The sequence below is a fragment of the Photobacterium sp. 1_MG-2023 genome (assembly GCF_030547945.1).
In the GTDB taxonomy this organism is placed as follows: domain Bacteria; phylum Pseudomonadota; class Gammaproteobacteria; order Enterobacterales; family Vibrionaceae; genus Photobacterium.
Genome location: NZ_JAUORR010000041.1, coordinates 1 through 23,666, shown reverse-complemented (window position 1 = coordinate 23,666; position 23,666 = coordinate 1). Strand labels below are relative to the sequence as shown.

The window sequence follows — 23,666 nt, the reverse complement described above, 5'->3', positions numbered from 1 at the left end:
GCGCTGGGCGTGACGCCGGACACCTCATTATCAGAGGCGGAAACCATGGACATGGTGCCTCTGATTATCCGCCATGAGAACGGCATGCAGCCTTACAGCGACCGGGTGCTGAAGGCTGGCATTCGGGCGGCGTAATGCTGGGTGCATTGATGAGCCTCATTACGGGCGGGGTGGCGGCTTGGCAGCAGCACAGCCAGAACCGGGCGGAAGCCCTGAAGCGCAAAGACGAGCTGGAGCAGGCCAAGCACGCCGCCCGGCTCAAGCGGCTGGAGTATGGCGACGAGCAAGCGGCCAATCTGGATGAGCTGAGTCTCAAGGGCCGGGGCTGGAAAGATGAATTCATCCTGCTGGTTGTCTTCACGCCCTTGGTGCTGTGCTTCGTGCCGGACTATGCAGTGTATGTGGATGCGGGCTTTCAGGCGCTGCGAAGTATTCCAGAGCCGTACTGGTACGTGGTCGGGGCCATTGTCGTGGATGTGCTGGGGATGCGCTCCATGGTGCGCTACCTGCTCGAATTCTTCTCACAGAAACTCAGAGGCAAACCAACATGATAGAGATACTGCAACAACTGACGGCGATGGGCTTACCGCCGACCATGATCGCGCTGCTCATCGTCCTATACAAGCAGGACAAGCGGCTAACAATACTGGAAACGAACGTACAACTGGGGAAAAAGAATGGCTAAGACAGGACTGAAACGCAACGGCACACTGAAGAAAGGCTACCGCTTCGCGAAAGGTGGCCGGGTGGTGAAAGCGAAGAATGCGACCGTGAAGCGGAAGAGATAAGATTTTAGAAATGCCCGACAATTAAAGCGGGCATTAATTATTTTATGGATAAAGCTCGTGATTCGGATCCAACCAAACTGCATAGAAAACGTTATCAATGAAAAAGCCATGGATACGTCCATGTTCATTGGCGCTTAACTGGAATTGGTACGGGGTTAAAGCTTGTAATTGCTCATTCAGGTGATTGAAACCACTTTTCTCACTTGTATGTTCCCAGTCGATTGTATGAGCACGAAGAGCTTTCCCTCCGGATTGTCGGAGTTCATTCGCTTTTTGCTGTGATACATCTTTGAGGCGGCCAAGAAATTTAGATAAGTAGTTGCCATCTTTTGCTTTAATACAAAATTTACCCTGAGGATGCTCAAGTTGAAGGTGCTTAAATGAGAATATCATTGCACCTTCTTCATTTTTGGGCTGAGTCGGCTTTACATTGGACTGTTTAGCTATCTTACGAGCTTGTGGTCTATGTTTTTTTGCCAAAATTTACGCTCCCTCAGCCACTGAAGTGTAAAATGTACGCATGGTTTCTTTGTTAATAATGTTTTCGCAAGCTTCATCAGGAGCGCATTCACCTCGTGCTTCAAGCCAAGGCTCTTCATTATGTGTCATTTGCTCTAGTTCAAAGCCGCTATATCCACCAAACACACTGTAAATTTCAGTCAGATGCTCTATAACATTTGCGTCTAATTCTGGAGAATTCACATCATCAAGAATGGGGTTCCAGCGATAACCTTTGAAGCGATTATAAAGTGAACGGACAACAGGGCCATGGACCCAAGCCTCGAAATTATCTTCGATTAATGCAGTATCATTGTTTACAAGAAACCATGCATCAGCGTAGTAAACCATTTTTTGTAATTTTAATTGGCTGATGAAATCACCATGCTCTTTTGCAAAAGCAAGAAAGAAATCAGCTACTTGGTTTGCTGTTATCATACAACCTCCATCAGTTAGGGGCGCATTCTGCCTGATTATAGACAAAAATGCATCATCTAGGTGTTACATTGCGCACTGTTTGCATTAAATTAAACGCACTCTTATTTTAATTACAAGCAATTGAAATAATTGGTGTTAAATAACTCTTATGTTAATACTGCTCATGCAGTTTATGTGGGTGTAGCTGCGTATACACCTGCCAAAGAATGTTTAGGTTTCTATGCCCAGTAACCTGAGCTACATCTTCAATGCTGTAACCTCTCTCAAATAGGCGGCTGGCGCCTTCCCGGCGTAAATCGTGATAACGTAAATCCTCAATCCCTAAGCTGTTCCTGACGCGCTGGAAGCCTGCTGTGACGCTGCGCGGGTTGTAGGGAAAGATTAGCTCATTACTTCTATCTTGCCGCATGGCGATATCAAAGGATTCGCCCAGTAGCGGCACGATCATGTGATTGCCTTCTTTCTTACGCGGGTCTTTGCGATCCCGGACAAGAATCGTTTTGTGTGGTTCGTTGAGGTCTTCCCAGCGCAGGCGGCACACTTCCCCGATACGCATACAGGTCAGAATGCTGAAATCCAGAATATCGACGAATGGGATCCGGCTTTTGCCGTTGCTCCGGTAGGACTGGCGGGCAAGTAGCCCCTCTTTTAGAAGCTCCAGTTCTTCCCCGGTTGGTCGGCGGGTACGTTTCTGGCTTTTCCCGACCAAGCCCATATCAATGAGCACAGGCACGGCTTCTTCAAAAATGGCATGGTTCGCATCAACATTGAACACCGGGCCTGCTTTCTTCATCACAGATCGCAGGTAAGCGATATCGTGATAAATCGTTGAGGGCTGTGCCCCGGAGGCTTTCCGGTGGCGGCAGTGCTGAATCAGATCACTGGTTTTGACTTTGTTACTTTCCACTAAGGAGATGTCACAGTCCCGGAGCATCCGAAGTACGTATTGTTTCGTCCGGCCCGTTCTGTCCCATAAGTCCCTATCACCGATGTACATATCCAGCAGAGCCGACAACAAAACCGTCTTCAAACCGGAGAACATGGGGTTTTCCAGCTCGTTCAAGCGTTTGCGGGCGTAGGTGCGGGCGAGTTCTTTTTTCCTGAATGTTTTGGACTCTCTGTGTATAATCTGCGAATTCTTTTTGACGATGAGTTCAACTGTGTAGCGGCTTTCACCGCTTTTCAGCGTCCGTTTTCTAATGCTGAATGATGCCATTGTCCTACTCTTTTTATACGTACCATATACGTACGAATTGAAGATTTGGGGCAAGAGGTTAGCAAACTCATGTATATATATACAGTATCCAGATCGTAAGTAAGCCATGATGAAACCTGAAAACCCTACTCAATACCCGACTTGCCGTTTCTCCGTTGCACCCATGTTGGATTGGACCGATCGCCATTGCCGGTACTTCCATCGTTTGCTGTCTGAGCATGCGCTGTTGTATACCGAGATGGTGACGACCGGGGCGATTATTCACGGTAAGGGTGACTTTCTGGCGTATAACGAGGAAGAGCATCCGCTGGCATTGCAACTGGGCGGTTCGAATCCGGCGGATCTGGCGCATTGTGCCAAGCTGGCGCAGGAGCGTGGCTACGATGAGGTGAACCTGAATGTCGGTTGCCCGTCGGACCGTGTTCAGAACGGCCGCTTTGGTGCGTGTCTGATGGGCGAGGCGGATCTGGTTGCGCAGTGTGTTTCTGCTATGCGTGAAGTGGTCGATATTCCGGTGACCGTGAAAACCCGGATCGGGATTGATGAGCAGGACTCGTATCAGTTTCTGGTTGATTTTGTCGGAACTGTGTCTGAAAAAGGTGGTTGTGATAATTTCACCATTCATGCCCGGAAAGCCTGGTTGAGTGGTCTGAGTCCGAAAGAAAACCGTGAAATTCCGCCGCTGGATTATCCGCGCGTGTATCAGTTGAAGCAGGATTTCCCGCATCTGACCATGGCGATCAACGGTGGTGTCAAAACACTGGCCGAAATCGAAGCGCACTTGCAACATCTGGACGGTGTGATGGTGGGCCGCGAGGCGTATCAGAATCCATACATGCTGGCTGAACTGGATCAGCAGCTTTTTGGCTGTGATCGCCCAATGAAGAAACGCCGCGAAGTGGTTGAGGCAATGTACCCTTATATCGAGCGCCAGCTGGCGAATGGCTCCTATCTGGGGCATATCACACGTCATATGCTGGGATTGTTCCAGAATATGCCGGGTGCGCGTCAATGGCGTCGTCATATCAGCGAGAATGCCCATAAACCGGGCGCTGGCATTGAGGTTGTTCAGCAGGCGTTGGCTAAGATCCCTGCTCACCTTGATGTTTAACGGGTTCCTTCGGAGCCGATAGCGAAATTGACGATAACGGTTCGTCAAAATCACTCAGCTAGCTTCAAAAGCCGCAGCATTGGACTGCGGCTTTTTAGTATCTGATTGAAAGATATGATGATTTTAAGTTTCGAGAGATTGGCCCGAAACCTGCAATATACTCTGCATTCTATCCCACAGCGATGTCCTGATTTGTGATATATCTGATGGGTTTCTGGGCATAAATGGAGAGATTTGAATGGTTGAGATTCTGTTTTTACTGGTATTTGCCGGTGTATTGATCATGACGGGAGTCAGTGTACTGGGCATGGTGATTGCGATGGCGGCCGGGTTTGCGGTCATGGCTTTCGCGGGTCTGATTGGGGTGGTGATTAAGCTGCTGCCTTGGATCATTTTGATTGCTATCGGGGTGTGGCTGTATCGCGGATCCCGCCGGGGGAACCCGTATCGGAAACGTTATTAAACGCGTTATTCCGGGGATATGCATACAAGCAATGATACGCGTGTTTAAAAAGTGAGCTTGAGCCAAATCCCTGATTCTCACTGACGAAATGCGGTTTTCCTGAACAGCATCTGGTATAGTCTGGCGCAGCAAAAAAGCAAAGCACAAAGATAACGAGCGGAGACTCACAATGAAAAAAACGATGCTTTCAGCGGCGGCCGCAGTGGCGCTGGCAACGGCTGTGCCAGCTCAGGCTGATATGCTGCTGGGTGGTACTGTAGGCGCGGATGCCTGGTTCAGCAGTGCTGAAATTAACGATGCTGTAGATGGCGGCGATAAAACCATGCCTTCTTTCTATGCGTCGTTTGAACACTTTATTCCACTGATTCCAAATGCACGTATTGCTTATGCTGATATTGAAGCTGATGCGGTTGCATTCAAACAAACGGACTTCACGGCTTATTACGAGATCCTGGATAACGATCTGATTGCGGTGGATATCGGTGTGTCGCTGATTCGATTCGCTGATGGCCAGTACAATGCACAGAGCCACGCTCAGACGTTTGACGACGAGTGGCAGCCAGCCATTTACGGCAATGTTGAATTTGGTTTCCCGGCAACGCCGCTGACTGCGTTTGCAGAAGGTAACGTCGGTGAATTTGACGATACCAGCACGCTGGACGTAAAAGCCGGTATGAAATTTACGATCCCACTGGTTGCTGCTGATCTGAATCTGCGCGGCGGTTATCGTGTAATGGATTATGATTTTGATGCCATCAACAACCCTCTGGGTGGCAAAGTGAAACTGGATGGTTTCTTTGCCGGTGTTGAAGTCGATTTCTGATTCAGTGCCCAAGATTAAAAAAGCCATGCGAAATGCATGGCTTTTTTGTTGCCTGTTTTCTGAGTTATAGACCATTTTTAAATTGGGCAATCACTCAGGAATCAGGCCGATGACCATAACCGAGTTACAGCGTTTGTATGCCAACAGTGAAATCGTTGAAGCCGTGATTGAACCATCACTTCAGGCCAATGGCTGGGTGGTGGAGTTTCGTCATCGCCGCGGTGGTTTTGTCACCCTGACAGACGGTTCCGGCAGCGAAAAATGCTACCATGATATTGATACGGCCACGGAACGGGCATTTGAGGTCGGATTTCATCAGGTCCGTATTGCTGATCATTTCTGAGGTTCGCTGAGTTTCTCACTGACTGACGGCACGTCAGGCGCAGCCAAGGTCGCTCAAACCCCGGATTGGGCGATTTTTATTGATTTCCCACTCATCTTCACTTCCAAAAAGTTATAAAACATTCTTATCTATTCTTTCTTGTTATTTGGTCGAGTAGCTAATCTACCCTGTACGCAATGTAAAGGGATCGTCGTGTCATGTTACTTAAGGAACTCTCGGCTTTAGCAAGCCCGCTCAATGATCAGCAGATCGGCCAGCTGCAACAGGCAGTCGCAGAACTGTCACCACAGCAGATGGCCTGGATCAGTGGTTATTTCTGGGGGTTAAGCCAAACCCAAGCGGCAGGCCAGCAGCCTGCTGGTCAGCCTGCGGTTGCTGAGGCAGCCAAACCTGCTGGCAAACTTACCATTATTTATGCATCTCAGACGGGCAACGCCAAAGGTGTGGCTCAGGCGCTGAAAGATGAAGCGGTTGCTTCAGGCATTCAGGCCGAGGTGTTCGCGGCCGGTGACTATAAAGGCAAGAACCTCGCCAAAGAAACCCATGTAGTCTTTGTGGCATCAACCCACGGGGAAGGGGAAGCGCCGGATGATGCGATTGAGCTGCATGAGTTTTTGCAGTCCAAACGCGCGCCGAAGCTGCCAAACCTGAACTATGCCGTGCTGGGACTGGGGGACTCAAGCTACGAGTTTTTCTGCCAGACGGCAAAAGACTTCGACAGCTATCTCAGCAAACTGGGTGCCAAAGCTTTCATTGAGCGCATTGATTGTGATGTCGACTACGATGCCCCTGCGGCGGAATGGCGCAGCAAAGCGCTGGACAGCATTAAAGATGAATTGCTGGGCGGCGGCCAGGCTGACGTGGTGCAACTGCCGGTTGGGCAAAACGCTGCAGCTGCGGTGTCGCAGTACAACAAAAAAAATCCGTATGCCGCTGAATTACTGGTAAGCCAGAAAATCACGGGCCGCGATTCCGGTAAAGATGTCCGCCATGTCGAGATCGATCTGGGCGAATCCGGGCTGACCTATCAGCCGGGGGATGCATTGGGTGTCTGGTACGACAATGATCCGGCACTGGCAGCAGCACTCGCGGCGAAAGTCGGTCTGACGGGCGAAGAAACGGTCGACGTAGACGGCGCATCCCTGAATCTGAAAGATGCTCTGATCAGCCAGTACGAAATCACGGCAGCGAATCCGCAACTGGTGACAAAGTTTGCGGAACTGTCTGGCAGCAAGAAACTGCAGAAACTGGTGGAAGACAAAGACAAACTGCGTGAGTACGCAGCCAATACGCAGGTCATTGATGTTTTTGCCGAAAAGAAAACTCAGCTGAGTGCTGAGCAGCTTCAGGGCCTGCTGCGTCGCCTAACGCCGCGCCTGTACTCCATTGCTTCCAGTCAGGAAGAAGTGGGTGAAGAAGTGCATCTGACCGTGGGTCTGGTGGAATATCAGCAAGGTGATGAGCCACGATTTGGCGGAGCATCCAGTTTCCTGGCCCATCGTGCAGAAGAAGGTACGAATGTTCGTGTTTTTGTCGAAGAGAACAAGAACTTCAAACTGCCTTCTGACGACAATACGCCAGTGATCATGATTGGTCCGGGGACAGGTATCGCACCGTTCCGGTCATTCATTCAGGAAAGAGAAAACCGCGATGCGGAAGGGAAGAACTGGTTGTTCTTCGGTGACCGGACCTTCACGGATGATTTCCTGTATCAGGTGGAATGGCAGAAATATCTGAAAGATGGCGTTCTGACCCGACTGGATGTCGCATTCAGTCGCGATCAGGCCGAGAAAGTTTATGTTCAGCACCGCATTCTGGAAAACGCAGCGGAAGTCTGGCAGTGGCTGCAGGAAGGCGCGCATCTGTATGTGTGCGGTGATGCCAACCGGATGGCCAAAGACGTGCACGATGCTTTGATCACTGTGGTTGAACAGCAGGGCGGCAAGAGCCGTGAAGATGCAGAACTGTATTTGAATGATTTGCGTAAAGCCAAACGCTACCAGAAGGATGTGTACTAATGACTGAGAAACTGTCTGATAATGAACGCCTGAAACGCGAAAGTAACTTCCTGCGTGGCACCATTCAAGATGATTTGCAGGATCGGATCACCGGTGGCTTTACGGCAGACAACTTCCAGCTGATCCGTTTCCACGGCATGTATCAGCAGGATGACCGCGACATTCGTCCTGAACGCCAGAAGCAAAAGCTCGAACCGCTGCACAATGTGATGCTGCGTGCCCGGATGCCGGGCGGGATCATCACGCCGAAACAGTGGCTGGCGATTGATCAGTTTGCCCAGGATAAAACCATGTATGGCAGTATCCGCCTGACCACGCGTCAGACATTCCAGTTCCATGGTGTCCTGAAGCCGAATATCAAACTGATGCACCAGACGCTCAATGACTATGGCATCGACTCGATTGCTACAGCGGGTGACGTGAACCGGAACGTGCTGTGTACGTCGAATCCGGTTGAGTCTGAACTGCATCAGCAAGCTTATGACTGGGCGAAGAAAATCAGTGAACACCTGCTGCCGAAAACCCGTGCTTATGCGGAAATCTGGCTCAATGGTGAAAAACTGGAAGCCGAGCAACAGGACAAAGAACCGATTCTGGGCTCGACGTATCTGCCGCGTAAGTTCAAGACCACGGTTGTGATCCCGCCACAAAATGATGTGGATGTGCATGCCAACGATCTGAACTTTGTCGCCATTGCTGAAAAGGGTCAGTTGATCGGTTTTAACGTACTGGTTGGTGGTGGCCTTGCCATGACCCACGGGGATACGGCGACGTATCCGCGCCGCGCGGATGATTTTGGTTTTGTCCCGCTGGAAAAAACGCTGGATGTTGCCTCTGCTGTTGTGACGACGCAGCGCGACTGGGGGAACCGTTCGAACCGGAAAAACGCGAAAACCAAGTACACCTTGGATCGTGTCGGCGTGGATGTGTTCAAAGCGGAAGTTGAAAAGCGTGCCGGTGTAACCTTTGAAGCAAGTCGTCCTTACGAGTTCACTGGACGTGGCGATCGCTTCGGTTGGGTGAATGGGATTGATGGCAAATATCACCTGACGCTGTTTATTGAAAATGGCCGGATTCTGGATTACCCGGACAAGCCGCTGAAGACCGGCATTGCTGAAATTGCGAAGATCCACACCGGGGATTTACGCATGACTTCAAACCAGAACCTGATCATTGCCGGGGTTGCACCGGAAGATAAAGCGACGATCGAAAAAATTGCGCGTGAGCACGGTTTGATTGACGACGGCGTGAGTGTGCAGCGTCAGAATTCTATGGCCTGTGTGTCACTGCCGACCTGTCCGCTGGCGATGGCTGAAGCAGAGCGTTTCCTGCCGGAGTTCGTGACGGATTTTGAAGGACTGCTGGAAAAGCATGGTCTGAGCAAAGAGGAGCATGTGATCCTGCGGGTGACGGGCTGTCCGAACGGTTGTGGTCGTGCCATGCTGGCGGAAATCGGTCTGGTCGGAAAAGCGCCGGGCCGCTATAACCTGCATCTGGGCGGTAATATCAATGGCACCCGGATTCCGAAGATGTACCGTGAAAACATTACCGTTGATGAAATTATGACTGAGCTGGATCAACTGGTGGGCCGCTGGGCGAAAGAACGTGAAGCCGATGAAGGCTTTGGTGATTTCACCATTCGCAGCGGTATTATTGCTCCGGTTGAGGTCTCTGTGAGGGATTTTTATGCCTAAATATGCGTTGGCGGATTTGCTGAGTGCAAGCAAGGTTGAGCAGATCCTCCGGCTGGCGGAAATTAACGCTGAGCTGGAGCAGATGACAGCCCAGCAGCGTGTTCGCTGGGCGCTGGAATATCTGGACGGCAATTTTGCACTGGCTTCGAGCTTTGGGATCCAGTCTGCCGTGATGCTGCATCTTGTGACACTGGAATCACCGAATATTCCGGTGATCCTGACCGATACCGGTTACCTGTTTCCGGAAACTTATCAGTTTGTCGATTTTCTGACGGAGCGTTTGTCTCTGAATCTGAAAGTGTACCGGGCTGAGTTGAGTCCGGCCTGGCAGGAAGCGCGGTATGGTCAGTTGTGGACGCAGGGTGTTGATGGCATCAAGCAATACAACAAAATGAACAAGGTTGAACCTATGCGCCGTGCGCTGGAAGACTTACAGGTCAATACCTGGTTTTCCGGTCTGCGACGCGCCCAGTCTTCAACCCGGGCGACCTTGCCGGTGCTGGCGATTCAGAATGGGAAATTCAAGTTCCTGCCGCTGATCGACTGGAGTGAGCAGGATATTGATATCTACCTGCTTGAGCATGATTTGCCTTACCATCCACTGCGTGAGCAGGGTTACCGTTCCATGGGCGATGTGCATACCACCACCAAGTGGGTGCCCGGTATGGCAGAAGAGGAAACCCGCTTCTTTGGCCTGAAGCGTGAATGCGGATTGCATGAAGATGATGTAGAAAGTGATGGCTCGGGCATCTGATCCCAGGGTCACCTGACATGAAAAGAATAAAAAACCTGACTGGGGAAACCCGTCAGGTTTTTTTATTTGCGAATCAGAAAATTGACCTGAGTCTGACAGCAAAAAAATGCGGAATCGTTACGCTCGGCCGTTGTCTGAATCGGGTCAGCCTGCTGTTGGCGTCCAGATTTTGGTCAGGGTATCGATGAGCCCGGCACTGGCACCCTGAGTGCCTAAAAATTGTGTGATGATTGGGATGAACTGACTGATCATACTGGCGTCTAATCCAAGTGCAGTGAACACAGGGCCCAGCGCATCCATGTTGTTCAGCATGCCACCCAGACCGGCAGGAATTGCATCCATCAGGTTTTCAGAACCCGGGATGAGTTTGGTCAGTTCAGAAGCCTGATCGCCACTGAGCTGACTGGCGGCCATGGATAACAGTGCTCCGGCACCGCCAGCAGCTTGCTCAGTGCTGACGCCGAGTTGATCGGTCAGCATGCTGGCCAGCGGATTATCAGCCAGGGCTTCCATTTTGTCGTCACCGCCGCCGAAAAGATCGGACAGGCTGAAGGCGTGGGCAGCGGTGCTCAGGGTCAGGCAGGCAGCAAGCGGGATGATGAACAGCCACATGCGTTGAAGTAAAGCTCGGGTCATAACATTCTCCTTAGAATAGAGGTGCGGGGGATCCCGCTGGAAAGCTACAAGCTACTCTAAGCGTAGTCTGGAAAAGAGAAAAGAGGGCAAACAGTCAGTTTCCTGTCAGTTTATTCCTGAACTATCGCGTTGAAAGGAGACAAAAAACGGTGCCGAAGCACCGTTTTGATCGAAGACGGCAGGACTTACAGGATGTCCAGCAGTTCGACTTCGAAGACCAGCGCAGCAAAAGGAGGAATTGCTGCACCTGCACCACGCTCGCCATACGCCAGGTTGTGCGGGACGTACAGTTTCCACTTAGAGCCAACAGGCATCATTTGCAGGGCTTCAACCCAGCCTGCGATCACGCCGGTCACTGGGAATTCAGCTGGCTGGCCACGGGTTACAGAGCTGTCGAACACAGTACCGTCGGTCAGCTCACCGTGGTAGTGCACGCGAACTTGTTTGTCAGACGTTGGGATTTCACCGTTGCCTTCAACCAGTACTTCGTACTGAAGGCCGGAATCGGTCACTGTTACTTCAGAACGCAGTGCGTTATCTTTGAGGAAGGCTTCACCATCAGCAGCAGCAGCTTTTGCTTGCTCCTGACGCGCAGATTCTGCACGTGTGTGCAGTTCGCGCAGTGCGTTGTTGATGTCGTCAACTGGGATTTCTGGCATGTCGCCAGTCAGTGAAGTCGCGATGCCTTTTGCGATGGCTGCAACGTTCAGGCCTTCCAGGCCGCTTTGAGCCAGTTGCTGGCCCATTTGCAGACCGATACCGTAGCTCGCTTGGGTTTCAACTGTATCTAGTTTAACGTCAGACATAGTCTTGTCTCTTGATGTCGAGTGAATTAAGCGGGCAGGATAACAGTTTCAGCCCTTAGGGGTAAACTTTTGTAAACAGGGGTCGCAACAAAGCGTGATCCCGAAGATTTGGCGCAGAGTGATGGAGAGTAGTTGTTATGGGACAGGCAAAACGCCGTAACAGGAAAAAAACAGCACCGGCACTGCCGAACATTTCGCTGGCGGAATGGAAAGCCCGCATCAGTGCAATGCCATGGCGGGATGTCTGCAAGAGCCAATGGCAGGCTGTCAGCACAAAAGTGACACCATACTGGCAGCTTCTGCCCGGTTTTCACCGCAAAGCATTGATGGTGCTGGTGCCTGTCGTCATCGTGCTCCTGCTTTTACCTGCGTCCGAGCCGGAACTCAAAGTCCCCGGTGGCGAGCCTGCCCGTCAGGAAGTGAGCCTGAACTTATCTGAAACGCCACGGGAAGCGGAACAACCACAGCGTCAGCGTGCGCCAATCTCTTCAACGATTCATCCGCTCAATGCAGAGCAACGGTCTGATGCCCGTCCGAAACCCGAAGCGAAACCAGCGACGGTAACCAGTCAGTCGCAGTCCGGTGCAAACTGGCGGAGCTATGAAGTGAAGCAGGGAGAAACGCTGGCGACGATCTTCCGTTCCAAATCATTGCCACTGACGGATTTGTACGCCATTGCTGCGATTGAAGGAAAAGATAAACCTCTGAGTCAGATCAAATCAGGCCAGCTGCTGCGGTATAAGCAACTGGCCAACGGCGATCTTGATGTCTTGCAGATTGAGAGCCGCAGTGGGGATCCGGTGATGTTCTTCCGCCGATCAGACGGCAGTTTTGTCCGCGGCAAATAAAGGCACTGCAGGCATTTAAGTGGCTGACTGGTTTTTGGTCAGCCGCATATCAATATGCGGGATGCCGTCTTCCAGATATTCTTCAGAAAACGCTGTGAACCCGAACCGGCCATAGTATCCCTGCAAGTGTGACTGGGCACCAATTTCAATGGCCTGTCCCGGCCAGAGTTGTTCCGCAAAGTGCAGTCCCTGCTGCATCAGTTCATGGCCCAGCCCACGGCCTCGGGCTGCTTCTGATGTAATGACCCGCCCGATACTGACCGCATCATAAGTCAGCCCTGCTGGGAGCAGGCGGAGGTAAGCCATCAGCACACCGTCCTCATACGCCATCAGATGATGCACACCTTCAGCTGTGTCATGCCCGTCGATTTCGGGGTAAGGACAGTGTTGTTCAACCACAAAAACATCCACCCGTAGTTTGAGCACATCATAGAGCTGTTGCGTTGTCAGTTCATCAAAACCAAGGCACTGCCACTGCATCATACGACTTCCTTATAGATGAGAGATTCTCAGCAGCATATGGGGTGGATGCAGTGAGTGCAAGATTTATGGTGCCGACGACTCCGGGGGCGTATGCAGGTGACGTTTCAGGCTGTCGAGCTGAGTGGCAGACAATCCGAGATAGGAGGCCAGCTGGGTGTTGCTGATGTGCGCAGCAAAATCGCCAATGCTTTCTGTAAACAGGGCATATCGTCTGGCCGGGCTGTACAGTCGCATGAACTGTTCTTTTTGTTCGCGAAACAGCAGTTGCCGTTCTGCCAGCGCCATATATAAATCCGGACACGTTTCCCGCCAGTTCAGAATGAGATCGATCGGTAAAGTCAGCACCCGGCAGGCAGACAACGTTTCCAGCAGATAAGGCGAGCCTTCTTCTGTCAGCAGGCTTTCAAAGCCGATGAGCAGCTCCTGCTCCCAGAAGAAATCTTTGCTGATGGCATGACCTTCGGCAGTAAGGTAGCAGGCATGACATAACCCATCGATCAGGAAAAACGCCTGAGTTGCCAGCTCCCCTTGATTCAGGAGAATGTGACGGGTGGGGAGTTCGAGTGTTTCGGCGACAGTTTCAGCCTGGGCGATTGCTTCCGGGGAGGCGGCGTGCAGTGCCAGAAATTGTGAGAGCGGTGCGTTCATGGTCTCGGATGTCTGTGTGTGTTTCCCCTAAGCTTATCAAAAAAAACCGCAGCCGGAGCTGCGGTCATCGTTGAATCCAATGTTGAATCCAATGTTGAATCCAATGGCGGGGATCAGCCTTGCAGATCAATTCGGTAGACGGCAAAGCCTTCAGGGTTCGTCGCTACCTGCTTCATCGGGTACTGACCTTTGGTTTTGATGAATTCCGCTGCGGTGTTGCTCGGTGACGTTTCAAAGCGAATATCAAGCGGTGTTGCACTCTTCAGCGGAGCAAAATACCAGTTGTTATCTGCACTTGGCGTCACCTGACCTTTGTCTTTGCTCACCCGGCTGATGTAGTTTGCCACAACGCTTCGGTTTTCATCCGGCGCAGAGAATGCGACGTATTGTTCTCCGGTTCCGGCAAACTTGGCGCTATATGCGCGGTAGTTGTTGGTCGCTACCAGGAATGTCTGCGCCGGATCCAGCGGCTGGTCTTGATAAGTCAGTTGCCTGATACGTTCTGCATTCGGGTTCACCAGCTTGCAGTCCCCGTCGTAACGCGCTGGCTGAGACACATCGATCTGATACCGGACCCCATCAATCACATCAAAATTGTATGTGCGGAAGTCTTCCCAGTTAATGAGTGACTGCGGTGCGCTCGAGGTCAGATCGATCTGATTGAACTGTCCGGCAGCACATTCCAGCCATTCTTTCACCTCTTTCCCTGTTACTTTCAGGGCGACCAGTGTATTTGGATACAGATACAAGTCGGCGGCATTCCGGAATGTCAGCTGACCGGCTTCCACTTCTGTGTAGTTGCCCGGATCGTTGGCCCGCCCGCCAGCCTTGAAAGGCGCGGCAGCCGACAGGACAGGCAGACCGTCCAGATCCGGATCCCCTTGAATGAAGCGCTCAACATAATCTTTCTGGGCCAGATTGACAATTTGCACGGTCGGATCATCCTGCACCAGCGCCAGATAGCTGTACATCACATCGCTGGCTTTACCGATGGGCTGGTTCACAAAGGTTTGAGTGCCTTTGTGATCTGCGGCCACCGCTGCAACCAGTTTGGGATCTGCTTTAACCAAAGCTTTCCCACCTTCGAAGATCGGACGTGCTTCGGTCTGGCCCTGAGTCACCACCCACTTACCGTCTTGCTGTGACAACACCAGATCAATGACCCCTAGATGATCGCCCCAGCGGCCGGGCATGACCGACGGCACACCATTCATGGTGCCTTTGTCGAGGTCGGTATTCGGCAGTGCCGAGAACGTTTTGCTCGGGAACACCGCATGAGAGTGACCGAAGGCAATGGCGTCAATGCCATCAACTTCCGTGAGGTAATAGACTGAGTTTTCCGCCATCGCCTGATAAGGATCGGCCGAAACACCGGAGTGCGGGATCGCGACAATCACATCGGCACCTTCGGCTTTCATCTTCGGCACGAAGTATTCAGCCGTTTGTTTGATATCTCTGGCTTCGACTTTGCCTTCCAGATTCTTTTTATCCCAGATCATGATTTGCGGCGGTACAAAACCAATGTAGCCGATTTTGATGTCGTAGGCCTGGCCGTCGGTGTCCTGCAGGCGGTAGGTTTTGATCAGATAAGGCGTGAACAGATTCTGTCCGGTTTTCAGGTCATACACATTGGCATTGATATACGGGAAATTCGCGCCTTCCAGAGCCGAGTTCAGGAACGACAGTCCATAGTTGAATTCATGATTGCCGAGGTTGCCCACGTCATAATTCAGCGGGTTCATGGCCTTATAAACCGGGTGAACGTCACCGGATTTCAGACCTTTTGCCGCCATATAGTCGCCCATGGGGCTGCCCTGGATCAGATCGCCATTATCAACCAGGACACTGTTCACCACTTCCTGCCGGGCCTGTTCAACCAGCGTGGCCGTTCGGACCAGCCCGGTTTTTTCAGTGGCTTTGTCTTTGTAATAGTCATAGTCCATGACATTGGCATGGATATCCGTGGTCTCCAGAATACGCAGCTTGATTGTATCGGCCAGTGCCGGGCCTGCCGTAGTCAGCAGGGCACCCAGTACGGCGACAGAAAGTGGTTTCACAGATAAGGGCATGATTTCACCGTATTTAAATGAATAAGAAACGTGGATTAAGGTAGCAAAAATACTGTGCGTGAATTGCAACGACTTGTCAGATATGTGACACGCGTTTCACTCGTTACGCGGATGGGTTAACGCCGCCTCAGGGGCAGCGAGGAGACGAAGCCATGAGAGATGAGTTAGAACGGAATGTCATAACTTAATCTTTTTTGAATGTGTCATTGCCTGAAAAAGAGTTGTTTTATATAGAGTTAGGCCGCATTTGACTTTCTGATGCAGCAGATCTCGAACCCAGAGACCAAAAGGAAGGCTGCCTAAACTTTTGGGAATAAAAAATGAAATTTTAGAATTTCAGGTAATATCCCGCCCCGTCTATAGTGCTGTTAATTACAGCGAGTAAGAGCAGTGACTATGGACTACCTACCAATTTTTGCCGATTTGAAGCGTCGCCCCTGCCTGGTTGTCGGCGGCGGTGAAGTCGCCTGGCGTAAAACCCGGATGCTGCTGAAAGCCGGAGCGGATGTCCGAGTGATTGCTCCTGAGCTGAATGCAGATTTTCAACAGGCGATGCATCACGGACAGGTGGCGCATCTGGCGGCAGAATTTTCCCCAGAGCATCTCGATGGCATTTTTCTGGCCATCGCTGCAACCGATCGCAAAGCCGTGAACGCACTGGTGTATCAGTCGGCCAACCAGCGTCAGGTGCTGGTGAATGTGGTTGATGACACGCAGCGTTGCAGCTTTATTGTGCCGTCGATTGTGGATCGCTCTCCAATCATTGTCGCTATCTCTTCTTCAGGCAAAGCCCCGGTGCTGGCCCGTCTGGTGCGGGAAAAACTTGAAGCCTTGCTGCCGCAGTATCTGGGCAAAATGGCCACACTGGCCGGAAATTTCCGGGATCGGCTGAAAAATACCGTGAAGACCTTGTCGGCGCGCCGTCTGTTCTGGGAACAGGCGTTTGATGGTCGCTTCGCTGAGCTGGTGGCGGCCGGTCAAGATCAGGAAGCCGAGCAGGAGTTGGTCCGTCAGTCCCAGCAAGTTTCACTGCAAGGACAGGTTGCGCTGATTGGTGCCGGACCTGGCGATGCAGGCTTACTGACATTACGTGCGTTGCAGTTGATGCAGCAGGCCGATGTGGTGCTGTACGACTATCTGGTCTCAGACGACATTATGGATCTGGTCCGCCGCGATGCCGAACTGGTTTGCGTGGGGAAACGTGCCGGATTCCACAGTGTGCCACAGGAAGAAACCAACCGTCTGCTGGTTGAACATGCCAGCCAGGGCAAGCGTGTGGTTCGTCTTAAAGGGGGCGATCCCTTCATGTTTGGCCGGGGAGGCGAAGAACTGGAAGTGCTGTTTGATGCCGGTATTCCATTTCAGGTGGTCCCGGGCATTACCGCTGCGGCGGGTGCGACGGCTTATGCCGGGATTCCGCTGACGCACCGGGATTATGCGCAGAGCGCGATGTTTATTACTGGCCACACCAAACCCGACAGCGACACGCTGGACTGGTCAACACTGGCGCGAGGCAAGCAGACGCTGGTGATTTACATGGGCCTGATGAAGTCGAGCCATATCCAGCAACAGCTGATTGAACATGGCCGGGCAGCAGATACGCCTGTTGCTATTATTGAGAGAGGCACGCAGGCATCACAAAAAATTTACAAAGGTCAGTTAAGTGAACTGGCACGGCTTGCAGAGCACGCAGAGTCCCCGTCACTCATTGTTGTGGGTGAAGTGGTGAATCTTGCGCAGAAATTACATTGGTTCGGAAAGCAGGAACAACAAGGGCAACCACACCCCGCTGTCGTGAGCCTGGCTTAACATGGAGAGAAAGATGGATCCGAAACGCCTTACCCACCTTAAGCAGCTCGAAGCGGAGAGTATTCACATTATCCGTGAAGTCGCTGCTGAGTTTGATAATCCAGTTATGATGTACTCCATCGGGAAAGACTCATCGGTGATGTTGCATCTGGCACGCAAAGCATTTTATCCGGGCAAAATCCCGTTTCCGCTGCTGCATGTCGATACAGACTGGAAGTTCCGCGAAATGATCGAGTTTCGCGATGCCACCGCAAAAAAATACGGTTTCGATTTGCTGGTGCATAAAAATCCGGAAGGCCTGGCGATGGGGATCAATCCGTTTGATCACGGTTCATCCAAGCATACCGACATTATGAAAACCCAGGGCCTGAAGCAGGCACTGAATCAATATGGGTTTGATGCGGCCTTTGGTGGCGCACGCCGCGACGAAGAAAAATCACGTGCGAAAGAGCGTGTCTATTCTTTCCGCGATAAAAACCATACCTGGGATCCAAAGAACCAGCGTCCTGAACTGTGGAAAACCTACAACGGCCAGATCAACAAGGGCGAAAGCATTCGCGTCTTCCCGCTGTCGAACTGGACTGAACTGGACATCTGGCAATACATCTACCTGGAAGGCATCGATATCGTGCCGCTGTACCTGTCGGAAGTTCGTCCTGTTGTCGATCGGGACGGCATGCTGATCATGGTGGATGACGATCGGATGAAACTGCGTCCGGGCGAAGAAATCCAGCAAAAGAGCGTGCGTTTCCGGACGCTGGGCTGTTATCCGCTGACCGGTGCCATTGAATCTGAAGCCAGCACGTTACCGGAGATTATTGAGGAAATGCTGGTGGCGACGTCCAGTGAACGTCAGGGCAGGGCGATCGACCACGATCAGTCCGGGTCAATGGAATTGAAGAAACGTCAGGGTTATTTCTAAGGAGTCGGGACATGAACAGCGCAATTCAACAACAAGTAGCTGAGCTGGGCATTGAAGCCTATCTGGATCAGCACCAGAACAAGTCCCTGCTTCGTTTCCTGACCTGTGGTTCGGTCGATGACGGTAAAAGTACGCTGATCGGCCGCCTGCTGCATGATTCTCAGCAAATTTATGAAGATCAACTGGCTGCGATTCATGCCGACAGTCAGAAAGTCGGTACCACAGGCAGCAAACCGGATCTGGCGCTGCTGGTGGATGGTCTGCAGGCCGAGCGCGAGCAGGGGATCACCATTGATGTGGCTTACCGCTATTTCTCGACCCAGAAACGCAAGTTCATCATTGCAGATACACCGGGACATGAGCAGTACACCCGTAATATGGCAACAGGGGCTTCGACCTGTGATGTCGCCGTCATTCTGATTGATGCGCGTAAAGGGGTGTTGGATCAGACACGTCGTCATTCTTATATCGCCAGCCTGCTGGGCATTCGTCAGTTTGTTGTGGCGGTGAACAAGATGGATCTGGTGGGCTTTGAGCAATCACGCTTCGAGCAAATCCGTGATGATTATCTGACGTTTGCAGAAAAACTGAATTCAGACATCAACATTCAGCTGGTGCCGTTGTCGGCCCTGGAAGGCGATAACGTGGTAACCGCCAGTGAGCAAACGCCCTGGTACACGGGTGAGCCGCTGCTGACACTGCTGGAAAATGTTGAAGTGAACAAGAAGACTGATGGCGAGCTGCGATTCCCGGTTCAGTATGTGAACCGTCCGAATCTCGACTTCCGTGGTTTTGCTGGGACGCTGGCATCAGGCACTGTGAAAGTGGGGGATGCGGTGAAAGCGTTGCCATCCGGTAAAACTTCCACGGTTGCCCGGATTGTGACCTTTGACGGAGATCTTCAGGAAGCGCATTCAGGTCAGGCGATTACGCTGACTCTGGCGGATGAAATTGATATCAGTCGTGGCGACACCCTGGTGCACGCACAGGACAACGTACCCCTGAGTAATCAGTTGCTGGCTGATATTGTGTGGATGGCAGAAGCGCCACTGCAACCGGGCCGTCAGTACGATGTGAAAGTCGCAGGTAAGAAAACGGTGGGTTTGGTGAATGCTATTCGTCATCAGGTGGATATCAATAATCTCGACACCTTTGACACCGAAGTGCTGCCGCTGAACGGGATCGGGCTGTGTGAAGTCTCTCTGAATGAGGCCATTGCCATCGATGCCTATCAGAATTGCGCTGATACCGGTGGTTTCATTCTGATTGATCGCCTCACCAATGTAACTGTGGGTGCCGGCATGGTTCGTGAAGCGCTGGCTGAATCAGCCTCGTCTCAACAGACCTACAGTGCATTTGAAGTTGAACTGAATGCTCTGATCCGGAAGCATTTCCCGCACTGGGATGCGAAAGATCTCAGCAAGTTGCTGGGGTAAATAGCCTATGGCATGGGAACAAGCCCTGGTGCTCGGGATGCTGGTGGTGATCGTGACGAGTCTGATCACCACGCGTATCAAGCCTGCATTCCTGTTTGCGGGGGCTGCGTTTGTTGGCTTCCAGACCGGGATGATTGAGCTGTCGACTTTGGCCGGGAACTTTACCAATGCATCATTGCTGACGCTGGTGCTGCTGATTCTTGTTTCCATTGCACTTGAAAAAACGCGCCTGATCAGTTGGGTCGGGCGCCAGATCTCTCAGGGCGGACAAAAGACAGTCGTCGCCAAGCTTGGCTTGTCGACGGCATTTTTGTCCTCCTTTACAAATAACACCGCTGTGGTTGTATCACTGATCGGGGCCATTAAACGCAATCAGCGTCATGCCCCCTCTCGTTTGCTGATCCCGTTATCTTATACTGCAATCCTGGGCGGCACCCTGACCTTGATCGGGACTTCAACCAACCTGATCGTCAACAGCTTTGTAGAAGATGCCGGGCTGCCAAGCCTCGGTTTTTTCGCGCCGTCGATGATCGGACTCGCTGTATTGGCCGCGGGGCTGATGCTCCTGATCCCGCTCAGTCACTTGCTGCCGAATTATGACGACAGCAGTCAGGATGATTTACCGTATTTTCTGGAAGCAAAGGTGGTTTCTGGCTCTCCGCTGGCCGGAAAATCGGTCTCTGATAATGGCCTGCGTGCTTTACGGCGCTTATTTCTGGCAGAAATTATCCGTGGTGGAAAAACCATCGCGCCAGTATGCCCGGAAACCGTCATTGAGGCCGGAGACACCTTACTCTTCTGTGGGGATATAGAAAGCGTCACCACGTTGCAGGAAATCGATGGTCTGAAACTATTCGGCCAGCATCACCTTAACGGTCAGTCCATGATGGAAGTGGTCGTCAGTCACTCGGCTGGCATACGCGGCAAGACTCTGAAAGATGTTCAGTTTCGTGAGCGTTTTGATGCGGTGGTTGTGGCGATCCGCCGTGGCCATGAACGTCTGGCTGGCGGACTGGGCAACATTGAATTACATCCGGGCGATACACTGGTCATTGTTCCCGGCAAAACCTTTCATGAGAAAAAGCAGACCCTGAACCGTGAGTTTGTGCTGATCAATGGTCTGGATTCCAGTGCCCGTCTCGACAGTACGAAAAGCATGGCGGTACTGGGGGGCTTTGTCGCCGTGATCATGGCCGCATTGCTGGATGTATTGCCGCTGATCAAAGGTCTGGCTGGTTATCTGCTGGTACTGCTGGCAACAGGAATCATCAGTTTTGCCGAAATCCGTCGTCGTTTTCCGATTGATATCGTCGTGATTGTCGGTTCAGCGCTTTCTCTGGCACAGCTCATGTTGTCCAGCGGATTATCGGAGCGGATGGGTAACATGATGATGACCTCCTTTAATGGCTGGGGTGTCTATGGCGGACTGGTGGCTGTTTATCTGCTGACATTGTTAATGACAGAATTGGTGACGAATAATGCTGCCGCAGCACTGTCCTTTCCGCTGGCCTATAGTTTGGCCTTAAGCTACGGCGTCGATCCGATGCCCTTTATTATGGCGGTGCTGTTTGGTGCCAGTGCCAGCTTTATTTCACCTTACGGGTATCAGACGAATCTGCTCGTCTATACCGTTGGGAACTATAAACTCCGGGATTACCTTCGGATTGGCTTGCCATTCTCGATTATGTACTCGGTTGTGGTCCTGACACTGATCCCGCAGTTCTTTCCTTTTTAATCTGTACTAGCAACGGAGTGTACAATGACCGCTGTCGTTCAATCCCACGAAAATGAAAATGTGGTCTGGCACAATCACCAGACAGATAAAGCACAGCGTGCTCAGTTGAAACATCAGAAACCTTGTGTGCTCTGGTTTACCGGGTTGAGCGGTGCAGGCAAATCCACCGTGGCTGGTGCCTTGGAAAATCGTTTGGCAGAGCAGGGTTTCCATACCTATCTGCTGGATGGCGACAATGTCCGTCATGGGCTTTGCAAGGATCTGGGTTTCTCTTCAGAAGACAGGAAAGAGAACATTCGTCGGATCGGTGAAGTGGCAAAGCTGATGGCTGATGCTGGCCTCATCGTTTTAACCGCTTTTATTTCTCCTCACCGTGAAGAACGTCAGTTGGTTCGCGAACTTCTGCCGGAAGGGGAATTTATTGAAGTCTTTGTTGATACACCACTGGCAGAATGCGAGAAGCGCGACCCGAAAGGGCTCTATAAAAAAGCCAGAGCGGGTGAAATCAAAGACTTCACCGGGATTGACTCTGAGTATCAACCTCCGGAAAATCCAGAAATTCACCTGCAGGCTGGTCATGCATCCGTGGACGAACTGGTGACACGATGCATGGAAGCTTTAAAGCAGCGTCACATTATATAAGACAAGGAGGAAAGCGTGAGCACAAGACTGGAGTCGATTTATCAGGTCGCCCTGGAAGCGGGGCAAGCCATTATGGATTGCTATCACAGCAATGTTCAGGTTGAAGCAAAGGCGGACAATAGTCCTGTCACTGAAGCGGATCTGGCTGCTAATGCTGTGATCCTTCGCCACCTGTCTGAATTGACACCAGAGATCCCGGTCCTTTCTGAAGAGTCTGCCCATACCGAATGGCAGGAGCGTCAGCATTGGGAAACCTTCTGGTTGGTTGACCCGCTTGACGGAACGAAAGAATTTCTGCGCAGAAATGGGGAGTTCACGGTCAATATTGCTCTGATTCAGGCAGGGAAACCTGTTCTTGCTGTGGTTCATGCGCCAGCTTTAGACAAAACATGGCTGGCCGATGGCTCCAAAGCATGGCTACAAACGAAAGCCGGGCGTGAGCCGATCCGCGCCAGAACGGCAACCATCCCGACTGTTGTCGGTAGTCGCTCTCATCCCAGTCCGGATATGGCTGCCTTTCTGGAAAAGCTGGGTCAGCACAAAATGACAGAAGTTGGCTCATCCCTGAAGTTCTGTTTAGTGGCAGAGGGACGCGCGCAATTTTATCCACGTCTTGGCCCGACGATGATGTGGGATACGGCGGCTGGGCAGTGCGTTGCAGAAAGTGCAGGCGCTCGGGTCACGCAACTCAATGGTGAGCCTTTACGTTATGACCGTGAAGACTTACTCAATCCCTATTTTCTCGTTGCCTTATAAGACCCTATTCTTTACTCCGCCACTCCTATGTGGCGGATTTTTTATGAATGAATGCATTCACACTAGATCTTTTCAACTCATAAAGCTTCTCTTTATGACTTCCTCTCACTTCATCAAAGTGGCCCCAAGGTCGGAAAGCATGATTGTTGCTGCTTTTTTGTATCTTTTACGTCGTTCAGTTGGATTATTCGTCTTTCGTAAGAAAATATACAAAAAACACTTGCCGTGTTGAGAAAGCTCCTTATAATGCCGCCTCACTGACAGGGCAGAGCGGGTTTTGAATAAGTTCTTCGTAACTTGTGTATAACTTGTGATAAACTGAAAGTGCGCAAAAAGAAGTAAGAAATCTGGTTGACAGTGTTTTTTGTTTTTGTAAAATGCGCATCCTCACTAGGAGATAGGGCTCAAGGCTTTAAATCCTTATGTTTTACTTAGTGAGGGCTTGGTTAAGAAGGTTTTCGGAAAGTTTTTTGAAAATAAATCTTGACTGAGGAAAATGGCTCGGTATTATACGCAGCCTCTGACCAACGAGTTAAATGTTGAGTCAACGTTCTTTAACAATTTGACCATGCAATCTGTGTGGGCACTCGACAATGATACAGTCATAAAGATTTATCAGTGAACTGAGTGACCAATTGGTGGCACTTTTTTGAAAGGGTTACCGGCACAGTCAATTCGTTTCAACTTCGGTTGAAACATCAGTAATCACTGAGCCGCTTCTCTTCGGAGA

The 23,666-nt window shown here is 51.4% G+C and carries 24 protein-coding genes; 16 read left to right on the top strand and 8 right to left on the bottom strand.

Annotated elements, in window-relative coordinates; all coding sequences use genetic code 11:
- Positions 1–134 precede the first annotated feature (134 nt).
- Together Q4579_RS21485 and Q4579_RS21480 are read left to right on the top strand one after the other, a co-directional pair.
- The gene (locus tag Q4579_RS21485; RefSeq protein ID WP_303566899.1) at positions 135–551 is read left to right on the top strand and encodes a hypothetical protein; all 417 of its coding nucleotides are present in this window, start codon (positions 135–137) and stop codon (positions 549–551) included.
- A complete protein-coding gene (locus tag Q4579_RS21480; RefSeq protein ID WP_202601876.1) occupies positions 548–685 on the top strand; it encodes a hypothetical protein in 138 nt (45 codons plus the stop codon). The genes Q4579_RS21485 and Q4579_RS21480 overlap by 4 nt, the downstream gene beginning before the upstream one ends.
- Before the next feature lie 145 nt (positions 686–830).
- On the opposite strand, the gene Q4579_RS21475 is transcribed toward Q4579_RS21480, so the two are convergent.
- The 3 genes from Q4579_RS21475 to Q4579_RS21465 form a co-directional block, all read right to left on the bottom strand.
- Entirely contained in the window at positions 831–1,268 is a 438-nt protein-coding gene (locus Q4579_RS21475; RefSeq protein ID WP_303566897.1) for a hypothetical protein, read from the bottom strand.
- Between the two features lie 3 nt (positions 1,269–1,271).
- Entirely contained in the window at positions 1,272–1,724 is a 453-nt protein-coding gene (locus Q4579_RS21470) for a Panacea domain-containing protein (RefSeq protein WP_303566896.1), read from the bottom strand.
- Positions 1,725–1,875: 151 nt separating this feature from the next.
- A complete protein-coding gene (locus Q4579_RS21465; protein WP_303566895.1) occupies positions 1,876–2,940 on the bottom strand; it encodes a site-specific integrase in 1,065 nt (354 codons plus the stop codon).
- Positions 2,941–3,049: 109 nt separating this feature from the next.
- Between Q4579_RS21465 and dusA the strand changes: the two genes are divergently transcribed.
- The 7 genes from dusA (at position 3,050) to Q4579_RS21430 (ending at position 10,146) form a co-directional block, all read left to right on the top strand.
- A complete protein-coding gene (gene dusA, locus Q4579_RS21460; RefSeq protein ID WP_303566892.1) occupies positions 3,050–4,051 on the top strand; it encodes a tRNA dihydrouridine(20/20a) synthase DusA in 1,002 nt (333 codons plus the stop codon).
- A 238-nt stretch (positions 4,052–4,289) separates the two neighbouring features.
- On the top strand, positions 4,290–4,514 hold the full coding sequence (gene pspG, locus Q4579_RS21455) for an envelope stress response protein PspG (RefSeq protein ID WP_211646951.1): 225 nt from the start codon (positions 4,290–4,292) through the stop codon (positions 4,512–4,514).
- Positions 4,515–4,683: 169 nt separating this feature from the next.
- On the top strand, positions 4,684–5,337 hold the full coding sequence (locus Q4579_RS21450) for a TIGR04219 family outer membrane beta-barrel protein (protein ID WP_303566890.1): 654 nt from the start codon (positions 4,684–4,686) through the stop codon (positions 5,335–5,337).
- Positions 5,338–5,446: 109 nt separating this feature from the next.
- Complete coding sequence (locus Q4579_RS21445; RefSeq protein WP_303566888.1) at positions 5,447–5,680, top strand: thymidylate kinase; 234 nt, start codon at positions 5,447–5,449, stop codon at positions 5,678–5,680.
- 197 nt (positions 5,681–5,877) lie between these two features.
- Positions 5,878–7,698, top strand: coding sequence for an assimilatory sulfite reductase (NADPH) flavoprotein subunit (locus Q4579_RS21440; protein WP_303566886.1), 1,821 nt, complete (start codon positions 5,878–5,880; stop codon positions 7,696–7,698).
- The gene (gene cysI, locus Q4579_RS21435) at positions 7,698–9,392 is read left to right on the top strand and encodes an assimilatory sulfite reductase (NADPH) hemoprotein subunit (protein WP_303566884.1); all 1,695 of its coding nucleotides are present in this window, start codon (positions 7,698–7,700) and stop codon (positions 9,390–9,392) included. The genes Q4579_RS21440 and cysI overlap by 1 nt, the downstream gene beginning before the upstream one ends.
- Positions 9,385–10,146 carry a phosphoadenylyl-sulfate reductase gene (locus tag Q4579_RS21430; RefSeq protein ID WP_303566883.1) on the top strand — a complete coding sequence of 254 codons (762 nt, stop codon included), beginning with the start codon at positions 9,385–9,387 and terminating at the stop codon, positions 10,144–10,146. Before cysI ends, Q4579_RS21430 begins: the two co-directional genes overlap by 8 nt.
- 144 nt (positions 10,147–10,290) lie before the next feature.
- On the opposite strand, the gene Q4579_RS21425 is transcribed toward Q4579_RS21430, so the two are convergent.
- On the bottom strand, positions 10,291–10,782 hold the full coding sequence (locus Q4579_RS21425) for a DUF2780 domain-containing protein (protein WP_303566882.1): 492 nt from the start codon (positions 10,780–10,782) through the stop codon (positions 10,291–10,293).
- A gap of 185 nt (positions 10,783–10,967) precedes the next feature.
- Positions 10,968–11,588, bottom strand: a complete 621-nt coding sequence (locus tag Q4579_RS21420) for an FKBP-type peptidyl-prolyl cis-trans isomerase (RefSeq protein ID WP_303566881.1) — start codon at positions 11,586–11,588, stop codon at positions 10,968–10,970.
- 137 nt (positions 11,589–11,725) lie between these two features.
- Here Q4579_RS21420 and Q4579_RS21415 point away from each other — a divergent pair, with 137 nt between their 5' ends.
- Complete coding sequence (locus Q4579_RS21415; RefSeq protein ID WP_303566880.1) at positions 11,726–12,436, top strand: LysM-like peptidoglycan-binding domain-containing protein; 711 nt, start codon at positions 11,726–11,728, stop codon at positions 12,434–12,436.
- Positions 12,437–12,451: 15 nt separating this feature from the next.
- Here the strand turns inward: Q4579_RS21415 and Q4579_RS21410 are convergent, their stop codons facing one another.
- From Q4579_RS21410 to Q4579_RS21400, 3 genes are all read right to left on the bottom strand, one after another.
- Positions 12,452–12,919, bottom strand: a complete 468-nt coding sequence (locus Q4579_RS21410) for a GNAT family N-acetyltransferase (RefSeq protein ID WP_303566879.1) — start codon at positions 12,917–12,919, stop codon at positions 12,452–12,454.
- Positions 12,920–12,982: 63 nt separating this feature from the next.
- Positions 12,983–13,567 carry a Crp/Fnr family transcriptional regulator gene (locus Q4579_RS21405; RefSeq protein WP_303566878.1) on the bottom strand — a complete coding sequence of 195 codons (585 nt, stop codon included), beginning with the start codon at positions 13,565–13,567 and terminating at the stop codon, positions 12,983–12,985.
- 113 nt (positions 13,568–13,680) lie between these two features.
- Positions 13,681–15,636, bottom strand: a complete 1,956-nt coding sequence (locus Q4579_RS21400) for a bifunctional 2',3'-cyclic-nucleotide 2'-phosphodiesterase/3'-nucleotidase (protein WP_303566876.1) — start codon at positions 15,634–15,636, stop codon at positions 13,681–13,683.
- 396 nt (positions 15,637–16,032) lie between these two features.
- Between Q4579_RS21400 and cysG the strand changes: the two genes are divergently transcribed.
- The 6 genes from cysG to cysQ are packed head-to-tail and all read left to right on the top strand — an operon-like array spanning position 16,033 to position 22,936.
- Positions 16,033–17,445 (top strand): siroheme synthase CysG, encoded by a 1,413-nt coding sequence (gene cysG / locus Q4579_RS21395; RefSeq protein ID WP_303566873.1) that lies wholly within the window; start codon positions 16,033–16,035, stop codon positions 17,443–17,445.
- A gap of 13 nt (positions 17,446–17,458) precedes the next feature.
- Positions 17,459–18,367, top strand: coding sequence for a sulfate adenylyltransferase subunit CysD (gene cysD, locus Q4579_RS21390; RefSeq protein WP_303566872.1), 909 nt, complete (start codon positions 17,459–17,461; stop codon positions 18,365–18,367).
- An 11-nt stretch (positions 18,368–18,378) separates the two neighbouring features.
- Entirely contained in the window at positions 18,379–19,803 is a 1,425-nt protein-coding gene (cysN, locus tag Q4579_RS21385) for a sulfate adenylyltransferase subunit CysN (protein ID WP_303566870.1), read from the top strand.
- 7 nt (positions 19,804–19,810) lie between these two features.
- Complete coding sequence (locus Q4579_RS21380) at positions 19,811–21,538, top strand: SLC13 family permease (RefSeq protein WP_303566868.1); 1,728 nt, start codon at positions 19,811–19,813, stop codon at positions 21,536–21,538.
- A gap of 24 nt (positions 21,539–21,562) precedes the next feature.
- A complete protein-coding gene (gene cysC / locus Q4579_RS21375; protein ID WP_303566867.1) occupies positions 21,563–22,180 on the top strand; it encodes an adenylyl-sulfate kinase in 618 nt (205 codons plus the stop codon).
- A 15-nt stretch (positions 22,181–22,195) separates the two neighbouring features.
- Positions 22,196–22,936, top strand: a complete 741-nt coding sequence (gene cysQ / locus Q4579_RS21370; protein ID WP_303566865.1) for a 3'(2'),5'-bisphosphate nucleotidase CysQ — start codon at positions 22,196–22,198, stop codon at positions 22,934–22,936.
- The last annotated feature ends 730 nt before the right edge of the window (positions 22,937–23,666 follow it).